The following is an 18,841-nucleotide window of genomic DNA, read 5'->3' on the forward strand; positions in this document are numbered from 1 at the left end:
TGCGGTCGTGCGGTCGTGCGGTCGTGCGGTCGTGCGGTCGTGCGGTCGTGCGGTCGTGCGGTCGTGCGGTCGTGCGGTCGTGCGGTCGTGCGGTCGTGCGGTCGTGCGGTCGTGCGGAACGCGGTGAGGCGGTGACGCGGCAAAACAGGAACGCGGCAACACAGGAACACAAGAACGCAGAAACACAGGAACGCAGAAACGCAGAAATGCGGGAAACGTGGTGGGAAAAGGTGCGGTGGTCGGCGTGCGGTGCTGGGGTCTTGCGAGAACTGCGGCCGCCGTGTGCGGAACAGTCGGGGTGGAACCAGTCGGGGTGGAACTACGTCTGCGGGGCCGCGGTGGTGGTCCGCGGTGACCGCGTCGGTGTTGTCGTCACGACCGTGACGGTGGTCGAGGTCGTCGGTGGTTCAAGCCAGGTGGACCCGCGCCGCCGTCGCGTGGAAGACCGTGCCGCGCTCAGCCGACCCGACGGAGGTGGCGGTGGCTGCCGCCCCCTGGGGACTGCTCGCCCGCCACGGTCAGGCAGAGCTGCGCGCTCAGGTACGCGCGGCAGGGCGCGGGTAGGCGCCTGCTCCACCAGCGGGTGCGGCAGGTGGGGCAGCGGCCGTGCTCGTCGGGCTGGTGTTCGTCCAGCAGGACCTTGATGGCGGCGACGATGCGGGGCAGTTCGGCCCTCGCGAGTTCCGCGACGGTCTGGTCGTCGCCGCGGGCCGCCATCTGGGCCACGGTGGCGAGGTGTTCGTGCAGCGACTTGTCGAGTTGGCTGAACACGGTCACGGACATCTCAGCGCTCCCCGACCGGCTGAACTGGGGGATTCCAGGCGACGGCTGGGCGTCGTCCCGTGACGCTGGGCATGGCTGCGACCCTCCGGAGTCCTTCCACGACCGGATGGCCGCGAAAACGTGCTCATGCAGCCTGCGACCGTTCACCCGCGAACTGCAAGTTGCAGTACACGAATGGATGACGTCTCTTTGCTCGCTTGGCTTCTCGTCACAGACTGTGCATGACCCAGGAGGTGCTGGTGATGGCACGGGGCAGCAGCCCGACGTTGCGCAAGCGCAGGCTCGTGGCCGAGCTCCGCCGGTTGCGCGAGGTCGCGGGTCTGACGATCGAGGAGGTCGGCGAGCGGCTGGAGTGCTCGGCCTCGAAGATCAGCCGGATCGAGACCGGTCGGGTGGGGGTCACGCCGCGCGACGTGAGGGACATGCTCGCCGCGTACGGGGCCGACGACCTGCTGCTGGACGAACTGGTCCAACTGGCGCGCGAGGCGCGCCGCAAGGGCTGGTGGGACGAGTACGGGGACATCGCGCCCGGTCGGTACATCGGGTTCGAGGCGGACGCGGAGTTCGTGCGCACCTACCAGGGTCTGATGATCCCCGGCCTGCTCCAGTGCGAGGAGTACACGCGCGCCCTGATCCGCGAGGTGCTGCCCGACGCCGCTCCCGCCGAGGTGGAGCGGCGGGTGAAGCTGCGCAACGCCCGCCAGGCGCTGCTGCGGGAGGAGGACCCGCTGCGGTTGCACGTGGTGATCGACGAGGCCGCCCTGCGCAGGCTCGTCGGCGGCCCCCTCGTGCTGCGGGCCCAGCTCCGACGACTGCTGGAGGTCGGCGAGCTGGCCAACGTCACCCTCCAGGTCGTCCCCTTCGCCTGCGGCGGTCACGCCGCGATGGACGGGCCGTTCGTCATCCTGAGCTTTCCCGAGCGGCTCGATCCGGACGTGGTATACATCGAAAGCACCAGAAGCGGCGTCTATTTGGAGCAGCCCTCGGACGTCGAGTGGTACTCCCAGATGTTCGAGCGGTTGTCGGGCACCGCGCTCGGGCCTGTCGAGTCGGCCGAGGTGCTCGAAGCCGCGGCGCACGCTCTTTCCCCAGAACTGGAGTGAATCCGCAGTGGAACCAACAACCGATTTGTCGAGAGCGACCTGGCGCAAGAGCAGCCGGTCGTCAGCGGGTGGGCCGGACTGCGTGGAGGTCGCGCTCGCGCCGGTCGGAGCCGGTGTCCGCGATTCGAAGAACCCCTCGGGCCCCGTGCTGGGCTTCGACGGAGCCGCTTGGGGCCGCTTCCTCGGCACGACCAAGCACGGTGCGTTCGACCTGAACTAGCTCGTCCGGGGGACATCCCCCTCACTCCTCCCTCAGGGTCTTCTACGACTCCGGTCTGGTTCGTGGTCAGACCGTGGAACGACGCGGTGTAGCCCGCGGTCCGATGTTCGCGACACCCCTTTCCGGTGAACTGTGTCCAGTCACCGGAAAGGGGTTCACGTCGTGTCGTCGCGCGTTCCCGTTTCCGTCGTGCTCGGGCTGTGCTGCCTGGTCGCGGGCCTCGTGCCCGCGCTGCGGGAGCCGACCAGGTACCGCGGCGCGGACCTGGTCGAGGGCCGCTGGTGGCGGCTCCCGGTGAGCCTGTTCGGCTCCTACCACCTCGCGCACGTCCTGTGGACGCTGCTGCTCGTGGCGCTCGTCGTCGCGACCCTCGAACGGACCGCGGGGTCCGCCGCCACGGTCGTCGTCCTCGCGCTCGGCCACCTCGTGCCGACCCTGGTCGCCTTCGGCTTGGCGAACCTGTTCTCCGCGCACGCCGTGCTGCACCGCCTCGACTACGGCGCTTCGGCCGCGCTCGCGTGCGCCGCCGCCGCTCTGGCGCTCCTGCGCCGCTCACGGGTGCTCGCGGCGGTCATCGCCGCGGTGCTCGTGGCCGACCTCTTCTACAGCGACTGGCTCACGGCCGCGCAGCACTGGGCCGCGGTCCTGCTGGGGCTGGGGCTCGTCGCGCTCACCTCTGGGGGAACGCATGGGATTCGTGACCGACGCGCTGGCCGGGCTGGCGAGCCTGCCGCAACCGGCGGTCGTGGCCGTGACCGGGGCGCTGACCCTGGCCGAGTGCACGCTGGGGGTGGGCTTCCTGGCGCCGGGGGAGACGTCGCTGCTGATCGCGTCGACGACGGTCACGACGGTGCCGCGGTTCCTGGTGATGTGGCTGGTGGTGTCGGTGTGCGCGGTGGCGGGCGACAGCATCGGGTACCTGCTCGGCCGTCGCTACGGTGAGCGGCTGCGCGAGTCGCGGATCGTCCGCAAGCTCGGGCAGGTCCACTGGGACCGGGCCGGTGACCTGCTGCGCAGACGCGGTGGGACGGCCGTGTTCACCGCCAGGTTCCTGCCGGTGGTGAGGACGCTGGTCCCGGCGTCGGCCGGGGCGTCGAAGCTGCCCTACCGCCGGTTCCTGCCCGCCTCCGTCGCCGGCGCGATCTGCTGGTCGGCGCTGCACATCGGCATCGGGTCGGCGGCGGGCGCGTCGGCGAAGTACGTCGAGTCGGTGCTCGGCGGGGTCAGCTGGGTCCTGTTCGGCGCCATCGCCGTCGCGGGCGCGGTCTACGCGCTGCGCCGCAGGGCGAAGGAGCGGCGGGTCCCGGAGCGCGAGTTCGAGAAGGTGTCCTGAAAAGGGCGAAGAGGGCCACCCCCTACCGGGTGGCCCTCTTCATCTGATGGGGACGTGGGTCGGCCGGCGTTCCGCCGCCGCGGGCTGGATGCCCCTTGCACGCCGGACGACCCACGTCGATCAGGGAGATGGCGGAGGTTCGGTTCCGCCATCTGGTCCAACCTCCCCCACCGGGTTTCGCCCTGTGTGGTTGGTCGGACACGCTTAGCCTAAGAACGCGGCTACAGCGCGACTGGAGCCGGACTGAAGTGATCTCTAGGCTCAGGGCGTGGGGCACAGCACTTCGGCAAAGGACACGTCGGTGGAGCACGACAACCCCGAGTCCCTCCGGTTCGAGGTACTCGGCCTGCTGCGGGTGATCCGCACCGGTCGCGAGGTCGACCTCGGTGCGGCCAAGCAGCGTGCCGTCCTGGCCGTGCTGCTGCTCAACCGCAACACCCCGGTGAGCCGCGACCACATCATCACGGCGGTCTGGGGCGACGCCGCGCCGACGAGCGCGGTGAACCTCGTGCAGACGTACGTGGCCGGGTTGCGCCGGGCGTTGGAGCCGACCCGCGCCCGTAGGGCGCCCGCCGAACTGCTGACGTCGGTCGGCGACGGCTACCTGCTGCGGGTCGACCGCGGCGCGCTGGACCTGGACGTGTTCGAGTCGAGCGCGGCGGAAGCGGTGAGGCTGCGGGCCGCGGGCGACCTCGCGGGCGCCGCCCGGCTGCTGGAGGACGGGCTCGCGCTGTGGCGGGCCGAACCCCTGGGCGGCATCTCCGGGCTGTTCGCCGAGGTGGAGCGCGGCAGGCTGGTCGAGCGCCGCTTCGCCGTGCTGGAGGAGCGCGCCGAGCTGCGGCTGGCGCTCGGCCAGGGAGCCGACCTGGTCGGCCAGCTCACCGCGCTGGTCGGCGACCAGCCGCTGCGCGAGCGCGCGCACGGGCTGCTGATGCGCGCGCTGTGCCAGGCCGACCGCCAGGCCGAGGCGCTCGCCGTCTACCGCGAGGCGCGCCGGGTCCTGATCGACGAGCTGGGCGTCGAGCCGGGGCCGGAGCTGCGCCGCGTCCAGATGGCCGTGCTGGCGGGCGACGACCCCGAACCCGGCCGGGCCGCGACCCCCGCCCCGCCCGCACCCGTCACGCCGATCTCGCCGGTCGGCGGCACGGTGCCTGCCCAGCTCCCGCGCGCCCCCGCGTCCCTGATCGGCAGGGACGCCGAGCTGCGCCGCATGGACGAGCTGCTCGCCGACGACCCCGGCAGCGGCCTGCTGCTGGTGGTGAGCGGCCCCGCGGGCGTCGGCAAGACGGCCCTCGCGCTGCACTGGGCCCACCGGGTCCGCGACGCCTTCCCCGACGGGCAGCTCTACGTCGACCTGCACGGCTACGACCCGAACCAGGACCCGCTGGACGCGGGCGAGGTGCTCAACCGGTTCCTGCGCACGCTCGGCGTGCAGCCGAACGACGCCCCGGTGACCGTCGAGGAGCGCTCGGCCCTCTACCGCACGCTCGTCGCGGACCGCCGCATGGTGGTGATGCTGGACAACGTGCTCGGCTCGACCGAGCTGCTGCCGCTGCTGCCCGGCTCGTCCTCGTGCGTCGTCGTGACCAGCCGCAGGCGCCTGGTCGGGCTGGTCGCGCACGCCGAGGCCCGGCTGGTGGAGCTGGACATGCTCACCCCGGAGGCGGCCGTGGAGGTGCTGGGCCGGGTCGCCGGTCGCGGCGCGGGCGCCGACGCCGCCGGGCTGCGCAGGCTGGCCGAGCTGTGCGACGGGCTGCCGCTCGCGCTGCGCATCGCCGCCGCCCGGCTCGCGGTGTCGCCGACGCTGCGCGTGGCGGACTTCGTGGCGGAGCTGGACGACGAGCACGGCAGGCTCGCCGCGCTCGGCCTGGAGGACGGCGAGGGCCCCGTGCGGGCCGCGCTGGACGCGTCCCGGCGCGCGCTGCCGCCGCTGGCCGCCCGCCTGCTCGCGCTGGTCGGCCTGCACCCCGGCACGCACGTGACGCCGTTCGTCGCCGCCGCGATGGCCGCCGTCGACGCGGGGCAGGCGCAGCGGGCGCTGGACTCGCTGACGGCGGCGAACCTGCTCTCGGTCGGCGAGCCCGGCCGCTACGGCGCCCACGACCTGGTCCGCGTGTACAGCAAGACCCTCGCGGGCGAGCTGGCGCCGGAGGAGCGGCGCGACGCCACCGGCCGGATGCTCGACTACTACCTGCACGTCGCGGACGTGGCCGACGGCCTGCTGCCGATCAGCCGCGGCAGCGTCCGGGTCGAGCCGAAGCACCGGCCGACCGCGGTGCCGAAGCTGGCGTCGTCGGCCGACGCGATCGGCTGGCTGGAGGCCGAGGAGGCGAACCTGCTGGCCGTCGCCGACCTGGCCGCGGACAGCTCCGCGCCGGTGTTCGACCGCGAGTGGCTGGTGCACGCCTGGCAGCTCGCGTACGCGCTGTCGCGGTTCTTCTGGCTGCGCGCCGACCACGGGACCTGGCTGCGGGTCACCGAGTCCGGTCTGCGGGCGGCCACCGAACTCGGCGAGCCGAAGGCGAAGTTCGTGATGCTGTTCAACCTCGGCACGGCGCTGCTGCGGCTGCGGCGCAACGACGAGGCGCTGGTCCGGCACGGCGAGGCGCTGGACGTGGCGCGCGCGAGCGGCGACCTCGACCAGCAGGCGCGCGCGCTGACGACGGTGGCGGACACGCTGCTCGACGTCGGCCGGATCGAGGAGTCCGAGGCGCACTACCGCGAGGCCATCGAGGTCAGCCGCAGCGCCGGGTCGCGGTGGACCGAGGCGAACGCCCACCACAACCTCGGGCTGCTGTACCTGGCGAACGGCCGGGTGGCGGACGCGCCGACGTGGCTGCGCGCTGCGTTGGTGATGTACCGGGAGGTCGGCGAGCAGTGCGGCGAGTCGACGTGCCACTCGGACCTGTCGGTCGCCCTGCTGTCGGAGGGGCACTACGAGGAGGCCGCGGTGAGCGCGCGGTCGGCCTTGACGCTGGCGACGGACGCCGCCAGCCCGTACCACCAGGCGCTCGCGCACGACCAGCTCGCGACCGTGTTCGACCGCCAGGGGGTGCCGGGCGCGGTGTCGCACTGGCAGCGGGCGCTCGCGCTGTTCACCGAACTGGACGCCCCGGAGGCAGACCAGGTCCGGGCGCGGCTGGCCCGCACGCGGGCGGTGTCGCCGACCGCTGTGTGACGATTGGTCTATACCTATTGACACCGGGTGCCCGCGCTACCTACGTTCAGCGCGACGCGTCACGGGTGAGCCGTGACACACATCCCTGCTCTCTCAACACACCTGCCAGGCCGCCGCCAGGTGCAGGAGGTTCGCCGTGCCCAGAAAGCTGGTGCCGGTGTTGGCGATGCTCGCCACGCTGGCCGGACTCTTGATCGCCGTAGCCAACCCCGCCCCGTCCAGTGCCGCGGGCAACGAGGACTGCCGCCCCGACGGCCTCTACAAGACGCCCGGCGTCGACGTGCCGTACTGCTCGGTCTACGACACCGCGGGCCGGGAGTCGTTCGACGCCAACCACTCCCGCCGCGTCATCGGCTACTTCAGCAGTTGGCGCACCGGCAAGGACGGCTCGCCCGCGTACCTGCCGAAGGACATCCCGTGGAGCAAGGTCACGCACCTCAACTACGCGTTCGCGCACATCGACAACCAGAACAGGATCTCCGTCGGTGACGCGGGCGCGACCAACGCCTCCACCGGCATGGAGTGGCCCGGTGTCGCGGGCGCGGAGATGGACCCGTCGCTGTCCTACAAGGGGCACTTCAACCAGCTGACGAAGTTCAAGAAGCAGAACCCGAAGGTGAAGACGCTGATCTCGGTCGGCGGCTGGGCGGAGACCGGCGGCTTCCTGCGCCCCGACGGCACCCGCGACGCCAACGGCGGCTTCTACAAGCTGGGCCAGGACCAGGGCGCGATCAACACCTTCGCCGACTCGGTCGTGGACTTCCTGCGCACCTACGGATTCAACGGCGCGGACATCGACTACGAGTACCCGACGTCGAACAACAACGCGGGCAACCCGGACGACTTCGCCCTGGCCAACGCGAACCGCGGCCGGCTGTGGGCGGGCTACGAGAACATCATGAAGACCCTGCGCGAGAAGCTGGACCGCGCGGGCGCCGCCGACGGCAAGCACTACCTGCTGACCGCCGCCGTTCCCGCGTCGGGCTGGCTGCTGCGCGGCATGGAGGCCTACCAGGTCACCAAGTACATGGACTACCTGAACGTGATGACCTACGACCTGCACGGCTCGTGGAACCACTTCGTCGGCCCGAACGCCGCGCTCTACGACAACGGCAAGGACGGCGAGCTGGCCGCGGGCGGCGTCTACACCGCCCCGCAGTACGAGGGCATCGGCTACCTCAACACCGACTGGGCCTACCACTACTTCCGCGGCGCCATGCCCGCGGGCCGGATCAACATGGGCCTGCCGTTCTACACCCGCGGCTGGCAGGGCGTCAGCGGCGGCGTCAACGGGCTCGGCGGCACGGCCGCGCTCCCGGACCAGTCGAAGTGCCCCGCGGGCACGGGCGGCTCGGTCGGCTCGACGACCCCGTGCGGCAACGGCGCGATCGGCATCGACAACCTGTGGCACGACAGCACGGCGGGCAACGCCGAGGTGCCGTCGGGCGTGAACCCCATGTGGCACGCCATGAACCTCCAGAACGGCATCACGCCGGACTACCTGGCGGCGTACGGCCTCACCCCGGACACCGACCCGACCGACCGGATCAGCGGCACCTACGCGCGCAACTACGACAGCACCCTCGTCTCCCCGTGGCTGTGGAACAGCACCAAGAAGGTGTTCCTGTCCACCGAGGACGAGCAGTCGGTCGCCACGAAGGCGAAGTACATCGCCGACAAGGGCATCGGCGGCGTGATGATCTGGGAACTCGCCGGTGACTACCGGTTCGACTCCACCAAGCAGCAGTACACGATCGGCGACACGCTGATCAGCAAGATCAACGACGGTCTGCGCGGCGCGGCCCCGTACGGGAACCTCAAGGCGTCCACGGCCACCCCGGCCGACGTGCTCGACGTCTCGGCCGTGGTCGGCGGCTTCGCCCTCGGCGACGCCAACTACCCGATCACGCCGAAGCTGAAGATCACCAACAACTCGACGGTCACCATCCCCGGTGGCGCGAAGATCGAGTTCGACTACGGCACCAGCGCGCCCGGCAGCATGACCGACCAGTCCGGCTTCGGCCTCCAGGTCGTGTCGAAGGGCCACACCGGGTCCAACGTCGGCGGTCTGCGCGGCGACTTCCAGCACGTGTCGGTGGCCATGCCGACGTGGCAGTCGCTGGCACCGGGCGCCAGCGTCGACATCACGATCAACTACCAGCTCCCGATCACGTCGCCGTCGAACTTCCGGTTCACCTTCGGCGGCAAGACCTACGCCATCGCGTCGGACCACCCGCGCGGAGCGGGCGGCAACCCGCCGACCAGCACCACCACGACGACGACGACCACGACCACCACCACCACGACGACGACCACCACGACCACCCCGCCGAACTGCACCGCGGCGGCGTGGGACCGGACGAAGGTCTACGTCGGCACGAACGCGGTGTCGTGGAAGGGCCGCAAGTGGACGGCCCAGTGGTGGACGCAGGGCGAGGAGCCCGGCACCACCGGCGAGTGGGGCGCGTGGCGCGACAGCGGCGCCTGCTGATCGCCTGACGCGGAGCGCGGGGGCACCTCCGACCAGGGTCGGGGGTGCCCCTTCCCGCTGTCGGGTAAGGCCCTCGCGGGCGCGGGCCACGTGAACCTCCGATGCCCGCCCCCACCCCTTACGACGACTCTCGGTGTCACTGACGAAGACGACACGGGAGTGAAGACGATGAGCCTCGAGTGGACGCCCGAAGCGATCAAGGCGGAGGTCGACTACCGGCAGCGGTCGATGCGGGCCGACGCGGAGCACGTGCGGCAGTCGCGGCGCACCGCGCCGCGCAAGGCGGCCTGGTGGGCGCGGCTGGCCGGGTTCGCCGGGGCCGACGTCCCCGAGCAGCGGAAAGCCAGGGGCGACGCCGCCTGAGGTGTGCGAACATGCCACTCGTGGCGCGTCTCGGATCCGGCATCCCCCTGGTGGCCCGCGGTCGGGAAATGGCTCGGCTGCGGGCTTCGCTCGCGTCCGCCGCCGCGGGATCGGCGTCGGCGGTGCTGCTCGCGGGTGACGCGGGGGTCGGCAAGACGCGCGTGGTCGAGGAACTGGCGTCCGCGGCGGACACGCTGGTGCTGACGGGCCGCTGCCTCGACGTGGAGGAGATGGGCATCCCCTACCTCCCCTTCGCCGAGGTGCTCGGCCAGGCGAGGGACCGGGGCCTGCTCGACATCGGCGCGAGGCCCGCACTGGCGCGGCTGCTGCCCGAACTGGCGCTGCCGGTGGGGCAGGACGAGACGCGGGACGGCTCGAACCAGCCGCCGCTGTTCCCGCGGAGCCGCCGGTCGGAGCAGGACGTCGGCCAGTTGCAGCTGTTCGACGCGGTGCACGGGCTGCTCGGCGAGCTGGCCGAGCGGCGGACCGTGCTGCTGGTGCTGGAGGACCTGCACTGGGCGGACGCCTCGACCCGCTACCTCCTGTCGTTCCTGCTGTCGCGGCTGCGCTCGCAGCGGCTGCTGATCCTGGGCACCTACCGGTCCGACGACCTGCACCGCGCGCACCCGCTGCGGCCCCTGCTGACCGAGCTGCTGCGCCTGCCCGCCGTGGAGCGGCTGGAACTGGCGCCGTTCGGGGCTGAGCAGTCGCGCGCGTTCGTCGAGGCGCTGGCCGACGAGCTGCCGGACGACGTGGTCCGCGAGGTCGCCGAGCGGTCGGAGGGCAACCCGTTCTTCGCCGAGGAACTGCTCGCCGCCGCGAGCTGCCTGCCCAGCGGCGGCATGCCGGCGGCGCTGGCTGACGTGCTGCTGACCCGGATCGAACGCCTGGCGCCCGACACCCAGCACGTCCTGCGGGTCGCGTCCATCGGCGGCAGGCGGGTGAGCCACGACCGGCTGCGGACCGTGGCGGGCCTGGACGACGCGAGGTTGGACGCCGCGCTGCGGGAAGCCGTGCAGCACCACGTGCTGCTGGTCGGCGACGCCGACGAGATCTACGTGTTCCGGCACGCCCTGCTCCAGGAGGCGGTCTACGGCGACCTGCTGCCCGGCGAGCGGGTGCGGCTGCACGCGGCGTACGCGCGGTACCTGACCGGCCGCGAGGGGCGCGGGTTCGCGGCGGGGCTGGCCTACCACAGCCTGGAGAGCCACGACCTGCCGCGCGCGCTGGCCGCGTCGGTGGACGCCGGGCAGGAGGCGCACCGCACGGGCGCGCCCGCCGAGGCGCTGCGGCACTTCGAGCAGGCGCTGAGGCTGTGGGCCGCGGTCGCGGAGGACCAGCGGCCACCGGACGTGACGGAACTGGTGCTGCTGAGCCGCGCGTCCTGGTCGGCGGGCACGGCGGGGCAGCCGGAGCGGGCGCTCGCGTTCGCCAGGTCCGCGACCGAGGTCGTCGACCCGGCCGACCCGGAGAAGGCCGCCGAGATGTGGCGGCGGGTCGCGCAGGCGTCGCAGGGGCTCGACGGGCACGACCGGGAGATGCACGAGGCCGTCGACCAGGCGTGGCGGCTGGTGCGCGACCGGCCCGCCAGCCAGTCCCGCGCGTGGGTGCTGGCCGTGTCGGCGTCGTGCCTGCGCTACGCCCGCGACCTGCCGCTGGCGCGGGAGCGCGCGGAGATGGCGGTGCGCGACGGGCGCGAGTCCGGCGCGGCGGGGGCCGTCGCGGACGCGCTGGCCACGCTGGGGCTGCTGGACGGCCGCGAGGACCGCACCGAGTCGGCGCGCGAGCACCTGATCGGCGCGATCGACTGCGCCGTCGAGGCGGACGCGGTCAACACCGAGATGCGCGCCCGGTACTTCCTCGGCCTGGACCACTACGACCGGGGCGAACTGGAGGACGCGCTGCGCGTGTTCGAGGAGGCGTCCCGCCGGGCCAGGGCCAAGGGCATCACCTGGAGCGGGTTCGGGCTGGAGGTGCGGGTGCTCCAAGCGCTGGCGCTCTACCACCTTGGCCGCTGGGACGAGAGCGCCGCCGCGGCCGAGCCACCCGGCCTGGCCGTGTCGAGCACGGTCGTCGCGAGGCTCGCCGCCGTGGGCACGCACGTCGCCGTCAGCCGGGGCGACGTCGACCACGCCGAGCGCATGATCGCCGAACTCCGCGAGGACTGGCACCGCGACGTGCAGATCGCGCTGATCACCGGCGGCACCGGGGCCGAGCTGGCGCAGTGGCGCGGCAGGCCCGAGCAGGCCGTGGACCGCGTCGCGGACGCCCTCGCCTGGACCCGCGAGGTGGGCGACGAGTGGCTGCTGGCGGGCATCCGGCTGGGGGCGCTGGGCGTCGCGGCCCACGCCGACGTCGCCGCCGGGGCCAGGCGCCGCCGGGACGGCGACGGCGAGGCGACCGCCGTCGCCGAGGGCAACCGGCTGGCCGACCACGCCCGCGCCACGGCCGTGAACGGCCTGCCGCGCACCGGCGTCCTCGGCCCGGAGGGGCGGGCGTGGCTGGCGCGCGCCGACGCCGAGCGCAGCAGGCTCACCGGAGCGGGCGACCCCGAGCTGTGGGCGCGCGCCGCGGCCGAGTTCGGCTTCGGCATGGTGTTCGAGCAGGCCGTGTGCCGGTGGCGGCTGGCCGAGGCGCTGCTGGGCGCCGACCGCCGCGACGAGGCCGCAGCCCACCTGCGGGAGGTCGCCGAGTTCGCCCGCACCGTCGGCGCGGCCCCGCTGCTCGACGCCGTCACCCGCGTCGCCCGCCGGGCCCGCGTCACCCTGCGCGCGGACGAGGCCGAGCCGCGCGACCGCGTGGACCCGTTCACCCCGAGGGAACGGTCCGTGCTCGGCCTCGTCGCACTGGGGCGCACCAACCGCGAGGTCGGCGAGGAGCTGTACATCAGCGAGAAGACGGTCAGCGTCCACCTCACCCGCATCATGGCGAAGCTCGGCGCGGGCCGCCGCGCCGAAGCCGTCGCCCTCGCCTACGACCGCGGCCTGCTGGACCACTCCTAGGCGCGTTCCACCTTCACCCACAGCGCCGCGTCCGCCGTGGCGCCGTCGGCCGACACCTTCGCGCTGAGCAGCGACGGACCCGGCGCGCTGCGGTAGGGGTTGGACGGGAACCACTGCGTGTACACGTCCCGCCACACCTCCTGCAACACCTTCGGGAACTCGCCCGAACTCTCGAACACCGCCCACGTCCCGGCGTCCACGTCCAGCGACTCCAGGTCCTCCGGCACGTCGGCGCCGGACGCCACGGCGTAGTAGAAGTCCAGCTCGGTGCCCTCCTCGAAGCCCTCGTCGACGTTCACGCTCACGTTGAGCACCCCGGACGGCTCCTGGTCCGACAGCGCCTCGATCCGCGCCCGCACCTCCGGTCCGAGACCCTTCACGAACTCGACGATCGCCGGGTTCATCCCCTCGTGGACGAGCGGCACCCTCGCCCTCCGGCCGACCACCCGGAACCCGTCCTTCTCCACGACCCGGTACCGCATGCTGCTGCTCCCTTCGACGACGAGGCGGAAGGACATCCGTGGCTGGGACCGCAGGGCCGCTCCGGTCCTGCGCGCCTCACCGGGCCCGACGCCGTGCACGGCCCGGAACGCCCTGGCGAACGCCTCGCCCGAGCCGTACCCGTACCGCACGGCGATGTCGAGCAGCGTCTCCCGCCCGGCCAGCACCTCCGCGCCCGCGACGGTGAGCCGCCTGCGCCGGACGTACTCCGACAGCGGCACGCCCGCGAGCGCCGAGAACAGCCGACGCAGGTGGTACTCCGACGTCAGCGCGATCCGCGCCAGGTCGGCAACCTCGATCGGCTGGTCGAGGTTGCGCTCGACGTGCTCCATGGCCTGGTTCAGCCGTTCCAGCACTCCGGCCTCCCTTCCTCGACGTCCATGCTGCGGCCCGTCCACCCTGCCGGACCCGACAGTTCGTGCCCGCCCCGGTCGGGTCGTGCGACCACGGGAGGAGCCGGGGTCATCCTGCGGGTTGAGTCCGGAGTGCGCGTCGGGAGGGATGTCCGCTCACGTGGCCGCTGCCTAGGTTTTCCCCTGTCAGCGAGACGGTGAGCGAAATGGGGCAGGGAATGTCTGCAGTGGTGTCCGAGACGGGCCGGGTTGGCACGCAAGCCGCCGTCGCCGCCTCCAGCCTGGTGAAGGTGTACGGCAAGGGCGACACCGCGGTGCGGGCGCTCGGCGGCGTGAGCGTCGCGTTCCAGGCCGGGAAGTTCACGGCCATCATGGGCCCGTCGGGCTCCGGGAAGTCGACGCTCATGCACTGCCTCGCGGGTCTGGACAACGTGGACGGCGGGTCCGTCCACATCGGCGGGACCGAGATCACCGGCCTCAACGACAAGGACCTGACCAAGCTCCGCCGCGACCGCGTCGGGTTCGTCTTCCAGGCGTTCAACCTGCTGCCCACGCTGTCCGCGGAGGCGAACATCCTGCTCGGCCTCGAACTGGCGGGCCGCAAGCCCGACAAGCAGTGGTTCGACACCATCGTCGACGTGCTGGGCCTGCGGGACCGGCTGAAGCACAAGCCGTCCGAGCTGTCCGGCGGCCAGCAGCAGCGCGTGGCCTGCGCCCGCGCCCTGGTCGCCCGCCCGGACGTGGTGTTCGCCGACGAGCCGACCGGCAACCTGGACTCGCGCTCCGGCGCCGAGGTCCTCGACTTCCTGCGGATGTCCGTGCGCAAGCTCGGCCAGACCGTGATCATGGTGACCCACGACCCCGTCGCCGCGTCCTACGCCGACCGCGTCGTGCTCCTCGCCGACGGCCACCTCGCCGGTGAGATCCAGAACCCGACCGCCGACTCGGTGCTCTCCGCGCTCAAGCACCTGGGGGCGTGATGCTGAAGACGATCATCGCGGGTGTCAGGGCGCGCACCGCGCGGCTCCTGCTGTCGTCGATCGCCATCATGCTCGGGGTCGCCTTCGTCAGCGGCACGCTCGTGCTCGGCGACGGCATCACCGAGGGCATGAAGGACGAGTTCGCCAAGACCTCGCGCGGCGTCGACGCGTCGATGTCGCTCACGGGGGAGGGCCCGGAGTCCGAGACCGGCATCTCCCAGGCCGCGCTCGACAAGGTCCGCGGCACGCAGGGCGTGCAGGGCGCGGACATCCGCAGCTACGTCTCCGCCGCGCTGCTGACGGCGGGCGGCAAGGCCAAGCCCGCCAGCGCAGGCCCGCTCGCGTCCACGCCGGAGCTGCGCGAGTACGACCTGAAGGACGGCCGCTTCCCCGCGTCGACCACCGAGACCGCGGTCGACGTGCGGGCACTGGCCACGACGAAGCTGTCGCTGGGCCAGCAGATCACGCTGCTCGACGAGAACGACGCCAAGCACTCGTTCACCATCGTCGGCACGTTCGCCCAGGGCGCCAACTCCATGTCGCTCGGCGGCAGCGAGCACCTCGTCCTGCTGCCCGAGGCGCTGACCGGGCTCAGCGACAAGGTCCGCGGGTACGAGCTGGTCGCGAAGGCCGCTCCCGGCGTGACCCAGCAGCAGCTCGTCGCGAACCTGGAGAAGACCTTCGGCGGCGACAGGGCGTTCAAGTTCCAGACCGGTGAGCAGCTCACCACCGAGACCCTGAAGCAGATCAGCGAGCGCTCGAACGAGTTCACCCAGCTGCTGCTCGCGTTCGCGCTCATCGCGCTCGTGGTCGCGGCCATGGTCATCTACAACACGTTCACCATCCTGGTCGCCCAGCGCACCAGGGAACTCGCCCTCATGCGGTGCGTCGGCGCCAGCCGCGGCCAGGTGTTCGGCAGCGTCATCGCCGAAGCCGTCGCCATGGGCTTCCTCGCCTCCGTGATCGGCCTGTTCGGCGGGATCGGCGTCTCCGCCCTCATGCAGACGGTCGTCGGGTCGCTCTCCGGCGACAACACGGTCGTCCGGCTCCCCGTCACGCCCACCACGGTGCTCGCCGCGTTCGGCGTCGGCGTGCTGATCACGGTGGTCTCGGCGGCGCTGCCCGCCCGCAAGGCGACGAAGGTCGCCCCGGTCGCCGCGCTGCGCGCCCAGCTCGACAGCGGCGAGGAGGTCGCCCGCACCGGCAAGCTGCGGATCGCGTTCGCCGTGCTCCTCGGCCTGGCGGGCGCGGGCGTCGTCTACCTCGGCACGGGCATGGAGGAGGAAGCGGCGCTGATCATCACCGGCTCCGGCACGATGCTGCTGCTGGCCATGGTGGTCACGCTCGGCCCGGTGCTCGTCGGACCGGTCAACCGGGTGCTCGGCGTCGTGCCGAGGGCGCTGTTCGGCGTTCCCGCCAAGCTGGCGTCCGGCAACGCGGGCCGCAACCCCAAGCGCACCGCGGCCACGACCGCCGCGCTGATGATCGGCGTGACCATCGTCAGCCTCGTCACGGTCGTCGCCACCAGCGCGAAGGAGACCGCGAGCGCCGAGGTCGACCAGCGCTTCCCCGCCGACTACACCGTCACCTCGTCGATCTACAGCAGGCCGTTGCAGCAGGACCTGCTGGACCAGCTCACCGCCGTCCCCCAGGTCGCCAAGGTGGCCCCGGTGGCCGCGTTCGCCCCGGAGAGCGAGGAGAACTCCCAGTACAGCGCGTACCTGGAGGCCACCACGCCCGAGGCGCTCGGCGACCTCGTGCGGCCGAAGGTCGTGTCGGGCAGCATCACGGGCCTCGAGGACGGCGAGGTCGCGATCAGCTCCAGCTTCGCCAAGCGCGGCGGACTGGCCGTCGGCGGCACCCTCCCGCAGGGCGTCGGCGCCACCAAGAAGGACCTGAAGGTCGTCGCGGTCGTCGACGGCATCGACAGCAGCGGCATCGTCACGCTGGCCACGCTCAACTCGTTCAACCCCGACACGCCCGGCTTCCGCAGCATCATGGTGAAGCTCAAGGACGGCGTGGGCGCCGAAGCGGGCCGGGCGGCCGTCGAGAAGGTCACCGACCCCTCGCCGATCGCCGTCATCGACAGCGCCGCCGAGACGAAGGCCCAGCTCAACACCCAGGTCGACCAGGTGCTCGGTTTCATCTGGGCCCTCATCGGCCTCGCCGTGATCATCGCCCTGTTCGGCATCGCCAACACGCTGACGCTGTCGGTCCTGGAGCGCACCAGGGAGTCGGCGCTGCTGCGGGCGCTCGGCCTCACCAAGAGCCAGCTGCGGCTGATGCTCGTGGTCGAGTCGGTCCTGATGGCCGTCATGGGCGCCGCGATCGGCCTGGTCCTCGGTGTCGGGTTCGGCTGGATCCTGGTCGAGGCGCTGTCGTCGGACAGCTTCCCGATCACCTTCGACGTCCCGGTCGGCCAGATCGGCGTCATGCTCCTCGCGGCCGTGGTCGCGGCGATGATCGCCGCCGCCATGCCCGCGAGGCGAGCGGCCCGCACCTCGGTCGTCGCCGGGATGGCCGAGGCCTGACCCGACGGCCCGTCCTTCTTCGGGGGAGGGCGGGCCGTCATCCCCGGTACGGCCGCTGCCCCGCGCCCCACGGTGCGGGGCAGCGGCGCGCCACGGGGGTGCGAAGCCGGGGTCCGCGGTCGCGGGAGCCGTTCCAGCTCCCGCACGGGCCGGTCCGGGGACGCGACGAGGTCGCACGACCGGTACCGCTCGGCGAACCCAGCCCCGCCGAGCCGCGGCTCGCACAGGTCGCCCTCGGGCACCACCGCGTCGAGCCGACCACCTCGCGGCGGCGTTCCGCCCGAACGTCCGATTCGCACCGCGGCGGCGTCCGCTCCGCGGGACGGCCGGGAGCGGTCGAGGAATCTTTTCTTCCCGCGCGTCACGTTCGGCGGCGCGAGGCCTCTACCAGGGTGCGGGGTTGGCTCGGGCGAGGGCCGAGCCAACCCCCGCCTCTTGCCCCTCTGGGCCGTTCGGAGCACAGTTCACCCGGTGTTCACCCGTACTGGTGCTGCCGCCACCACCTCGTACTGCTGAAATCACGGGCGGCCCCGTGCTCGTCGCGCGGTGCGCCGGAAGCGGTCGGAAGGTTACGGAACGATGTCGACAGCGGTCCGCCTGCTTGACACCGGGGGCTGCCACGTCGACTGTGAGAGCGCTCTCACTGCGTTGGGTCACGCGGGCGGAGCGCGCCGAGGAGGACGGATGAGCAGGACTCTGGTCGGTCGTGCGGCTGCGGCCGTGGTGGCCGCCCTCGCCGTGACGAGCGTCGCGGCGTGCGGGGGAGAGGCGGGAGGCTCGGACGGCAAGATCAAGCTGTCCATCGGCGTCTTCTCCGACTTCGGGTACGACGCCCTGGTCAAGGAGTACCAGGCCGCGCACCCGAACATCGAGGTCGAGCAGCGCAAGGTCAAGATGGAGCAGCACCACACGCAGCTCGCCACCCAGCTCGCGGGCGGACGCGGCGCCGCGGACATCGTCGCCATCGAAGAGGGCAACGTCGCCCAGTTCCGCCAGTCCAAGGACAAGTTCGTGAACCTCGCGGACCACGGCGCCAAGGACCTGGAGAACCAGTGGGCCGCCTGGAAGTGGAGCCAGGGCACCACCGACAACGGCAACTTCGTGCTGGGGCTCGGCACGGACATGGGCAGCCTCGCCCTGTGCTACCGCCGCGACCTGTTCGAGGCGGCGGGCCTGCCCGTCGACCGCGTGGAGGTCGGCAAGCTCTGGCCCACGTGGCAGGACTACGTCGCCACCGCCCAGACCTTCACCGAGCAGACGCCGGACGTGAAGTTCGTCGACACGGCCCTCAACGTCTACAAGGCGATCCTCGACCAGACCGAGGAGGCGTACTTCGCCAAGGCCGACGACTCCTACATCGCCGACAGGAACACGAAGGTCGGCGACGCCTTCACCCTCGCGGCGAGCCTCGGCGAGAAGCGCCAGACCGGCGCGCTCCCCCCGTTCAGCCCGGAGTGGAACGTCGCGCTGAAGCAGGCGTCCTTCGCCACCACCACGTGCCCCGCCTGGGCCCTCGCCCTCATCAAGGCGGGCGCGGGCGACGAGGCCGCGGGCAAGTGGGACGTCGCGGACGCCCCCGGCCCCGGCGGCAACTGGGGCGGGTCCTTCCTGGCCGTGCCCAAGCAGAGCGCGCACCCCCAGGAGGCCTACGAGCTGGCCAAGTGGCTGACCGCCCCCGAGCAGCAGAAGCGGATCTTCAAGGAGACCGGCAACCTGCCGAGCGAACCGGTGGCCTACAAGGACCCCGAGGTCACGGCCACCGTCAACACCTACTTCAACAACGCCCCGGTCGGCCAGATCTTCGGCACCTCCGCCGAGAACCTGCAACCCACCTACCGCGGCACCAAGGACTCCAAGGTGACCCCGGTGTTCAGCAGCGCCCTCTCCAGGGTCGAACAGGGCAAGCAGAACACGTCGGAGGCGTTCGCGCAGGCGTTGAAGGAAGCGCAGGACGCCGTCAAGTGACACCGGACAACCACGGGCGGAGCGGGGTCCCGGCCCCG

General features: G+C 72.3%; 12 protein-coding genes. 10 read left to right on the forward strand and 2 right to left on the reverse strand.

Features of this window, described 5'->3' with window-relative positions; all coding sequences use genetic code 11:
- Positions 1–456: 456 nt before the first annotated feature.
- Positions 457–783, reverse strand: coding sequence for a hypothetical protein (locus AC156L_RS20490; protein WP_330878000.1), 327 nt, complete (start codon positions 781–783; stop codon positions 457–459).
- A 221-nt stretch (positions 784–1,004) separates the two neighbouring features.
- On the opposite strand from AC156L_RS20490, the gene AC156L_RS20495 reads away from it, so the two are divergent.
- The 7 genes from AC156L_RS20495 (at position 1,005) to AC156L_RS20525 (ending at position 12,473) form a co-directional block, all read left to right on the forward strand.
- Complete coding sequence (locus AC156L_RS20495) at positions 1,005–1,886, forward strand: helix-turn-helix domain-containing protein (RefSeq protein ID WP_330878001.1); 882 nt, start codon at positions 1,005–1,007, stop codon at positions 1,884–1,886.
- A gap of 7 nt (positions 1,887–1,893) precedes the next feature.
- Positions 1,894–2,106, forward strand: coding sequence for a DUF397 domain-containing protein (locus tag AC156L_RS20500; protein WP_330878002.1), 213 nt, complete (start codon positions 1,894–1,896; stop codon positions 2,104–2,106).
- Between the two features lie 688 nt (positions 2,107–2,794).
- Positions 2,795–3,439 carry a DedA family protein gene (locus tag AC156L_RS20505; RefSeq protein WP_330878003.1) on the forward strand — a complete coding sequence of 215 codons (645 nt, stop codon included), beginning with the start codon at positions 2,795–2,797 and terminating at the stop codon, positions 3,437–3,439.
- Between the two features lie 268 nt (positions 3,440–3,707).
- Positions 3,708–6,617, forward strand: a complete 2,910-nt coding sequence (locus tag AC156L_RS20510; RefSeq protein ID WP_330878004.1) for an AfsR/SARP family transcriptional regulator — start codon at positions 3,708–3,710, stop codon at positions 6,615–6,617.
- 166 nt (positions 6,618–6,783) lie between these two features.
- A complete protein-coding gene (locus AC156L_RS20515; protein ID WP_330878111.1) occupies positions 6,784–9,108 on the forward strand; it encodes a chitinase C-terminal domain-containing protein in 2,325 nt (774 codons plus the stop codon).
- Positions 9,109–9,276: 168 nt separating this feature from the next.
- Positions 9,277–9,471, forward strand: a complete 195-nt coding sequence (locus AC156L_RS20520) for a hypothetical protein (RefSeq protein WP_330878005.1) — start codon at positions 9,277–9,279, stop codon at positions 9,469–9,471.
- Between the two features lie 11 nt (positions 9,472–9,482).
- On the forward strand, positions 9,483–12,473 hold the full coding sequence (locus tag AC156L_RS20525) for a helix-turn-helix transcriptional regulator (RefSeq protein ID WP_330878006.1): 2,991 nt from the start codon (positions 9,483–9,485) through the stop codon (positions 12,471–12,473).
- Here AC156L_RS20525 and AC156L_RS20530 read toward each other — a convergent pair.
- Positions 12,470–13,330: an AraC family transcriptional regulator gene (locus AC156L_RS20530; RefSeq protein ID WP_330878007.1), complete on the reverse strand. Its 861-nt coding sequence runs from the start codon at positions 13,328–13,330 to the stop codon at positions 12,470–12,472. The genes AC156L_RS20525 and AC156L_RS20530 overlap by 4 nt on opposite strands.
- A 215-nt stretch (positions 13,331–13,545) precedes the next feature.
- On the opposite strand from AC156L_RS20530, the gene AC156L_RS20535 reads away from it, so the two are divergent.
- The 3 genes from AC156L_RS20535 (at position 13,546) to AC156L_RS20545 (ending at position 18,803) form a co-directional block, all read left to right on the forward strand.
- Positions 13,546–14,307 (forward strand): ABC transporter ATP-binding protein, encoded by a 762-nt coding sequence (locus AC156L_RS20535; protein ID WP_330878008.1) that lies wholly within the window; start codon positions 13,546–13,548, stop codon positions 14,305–14,307.
- Complete coding sequence (locus tag AC156L_RS20540; protein ID WP_330878009.1) at positions 14,307–16,838, forward strand: ABC transporter permease; 2,532 nt, start codon at positions 14,307–14,309, stop codon at positions 16,836–16,838. Before AC156L_RS20535 ends, AC156L_RS20540 begins: the two co-directional genes overlap by 1 nt.
- A 684-nt stretch (positions 16,839–17,522) precedes the next feature.
- Entirely contained in the window at positions 17,523–18,803 is a 1,281-nt protein-coding gene (locus AC156L_RS20545; protein ID WP_330878010.1) for an extracellular solute-binding protein, read from the forward strand.
- Positions 18,804–18,841: the final 38 nt, after the last annotated feature.

This window comes from Umezawaea sp. (assembly GCF_057122925.1).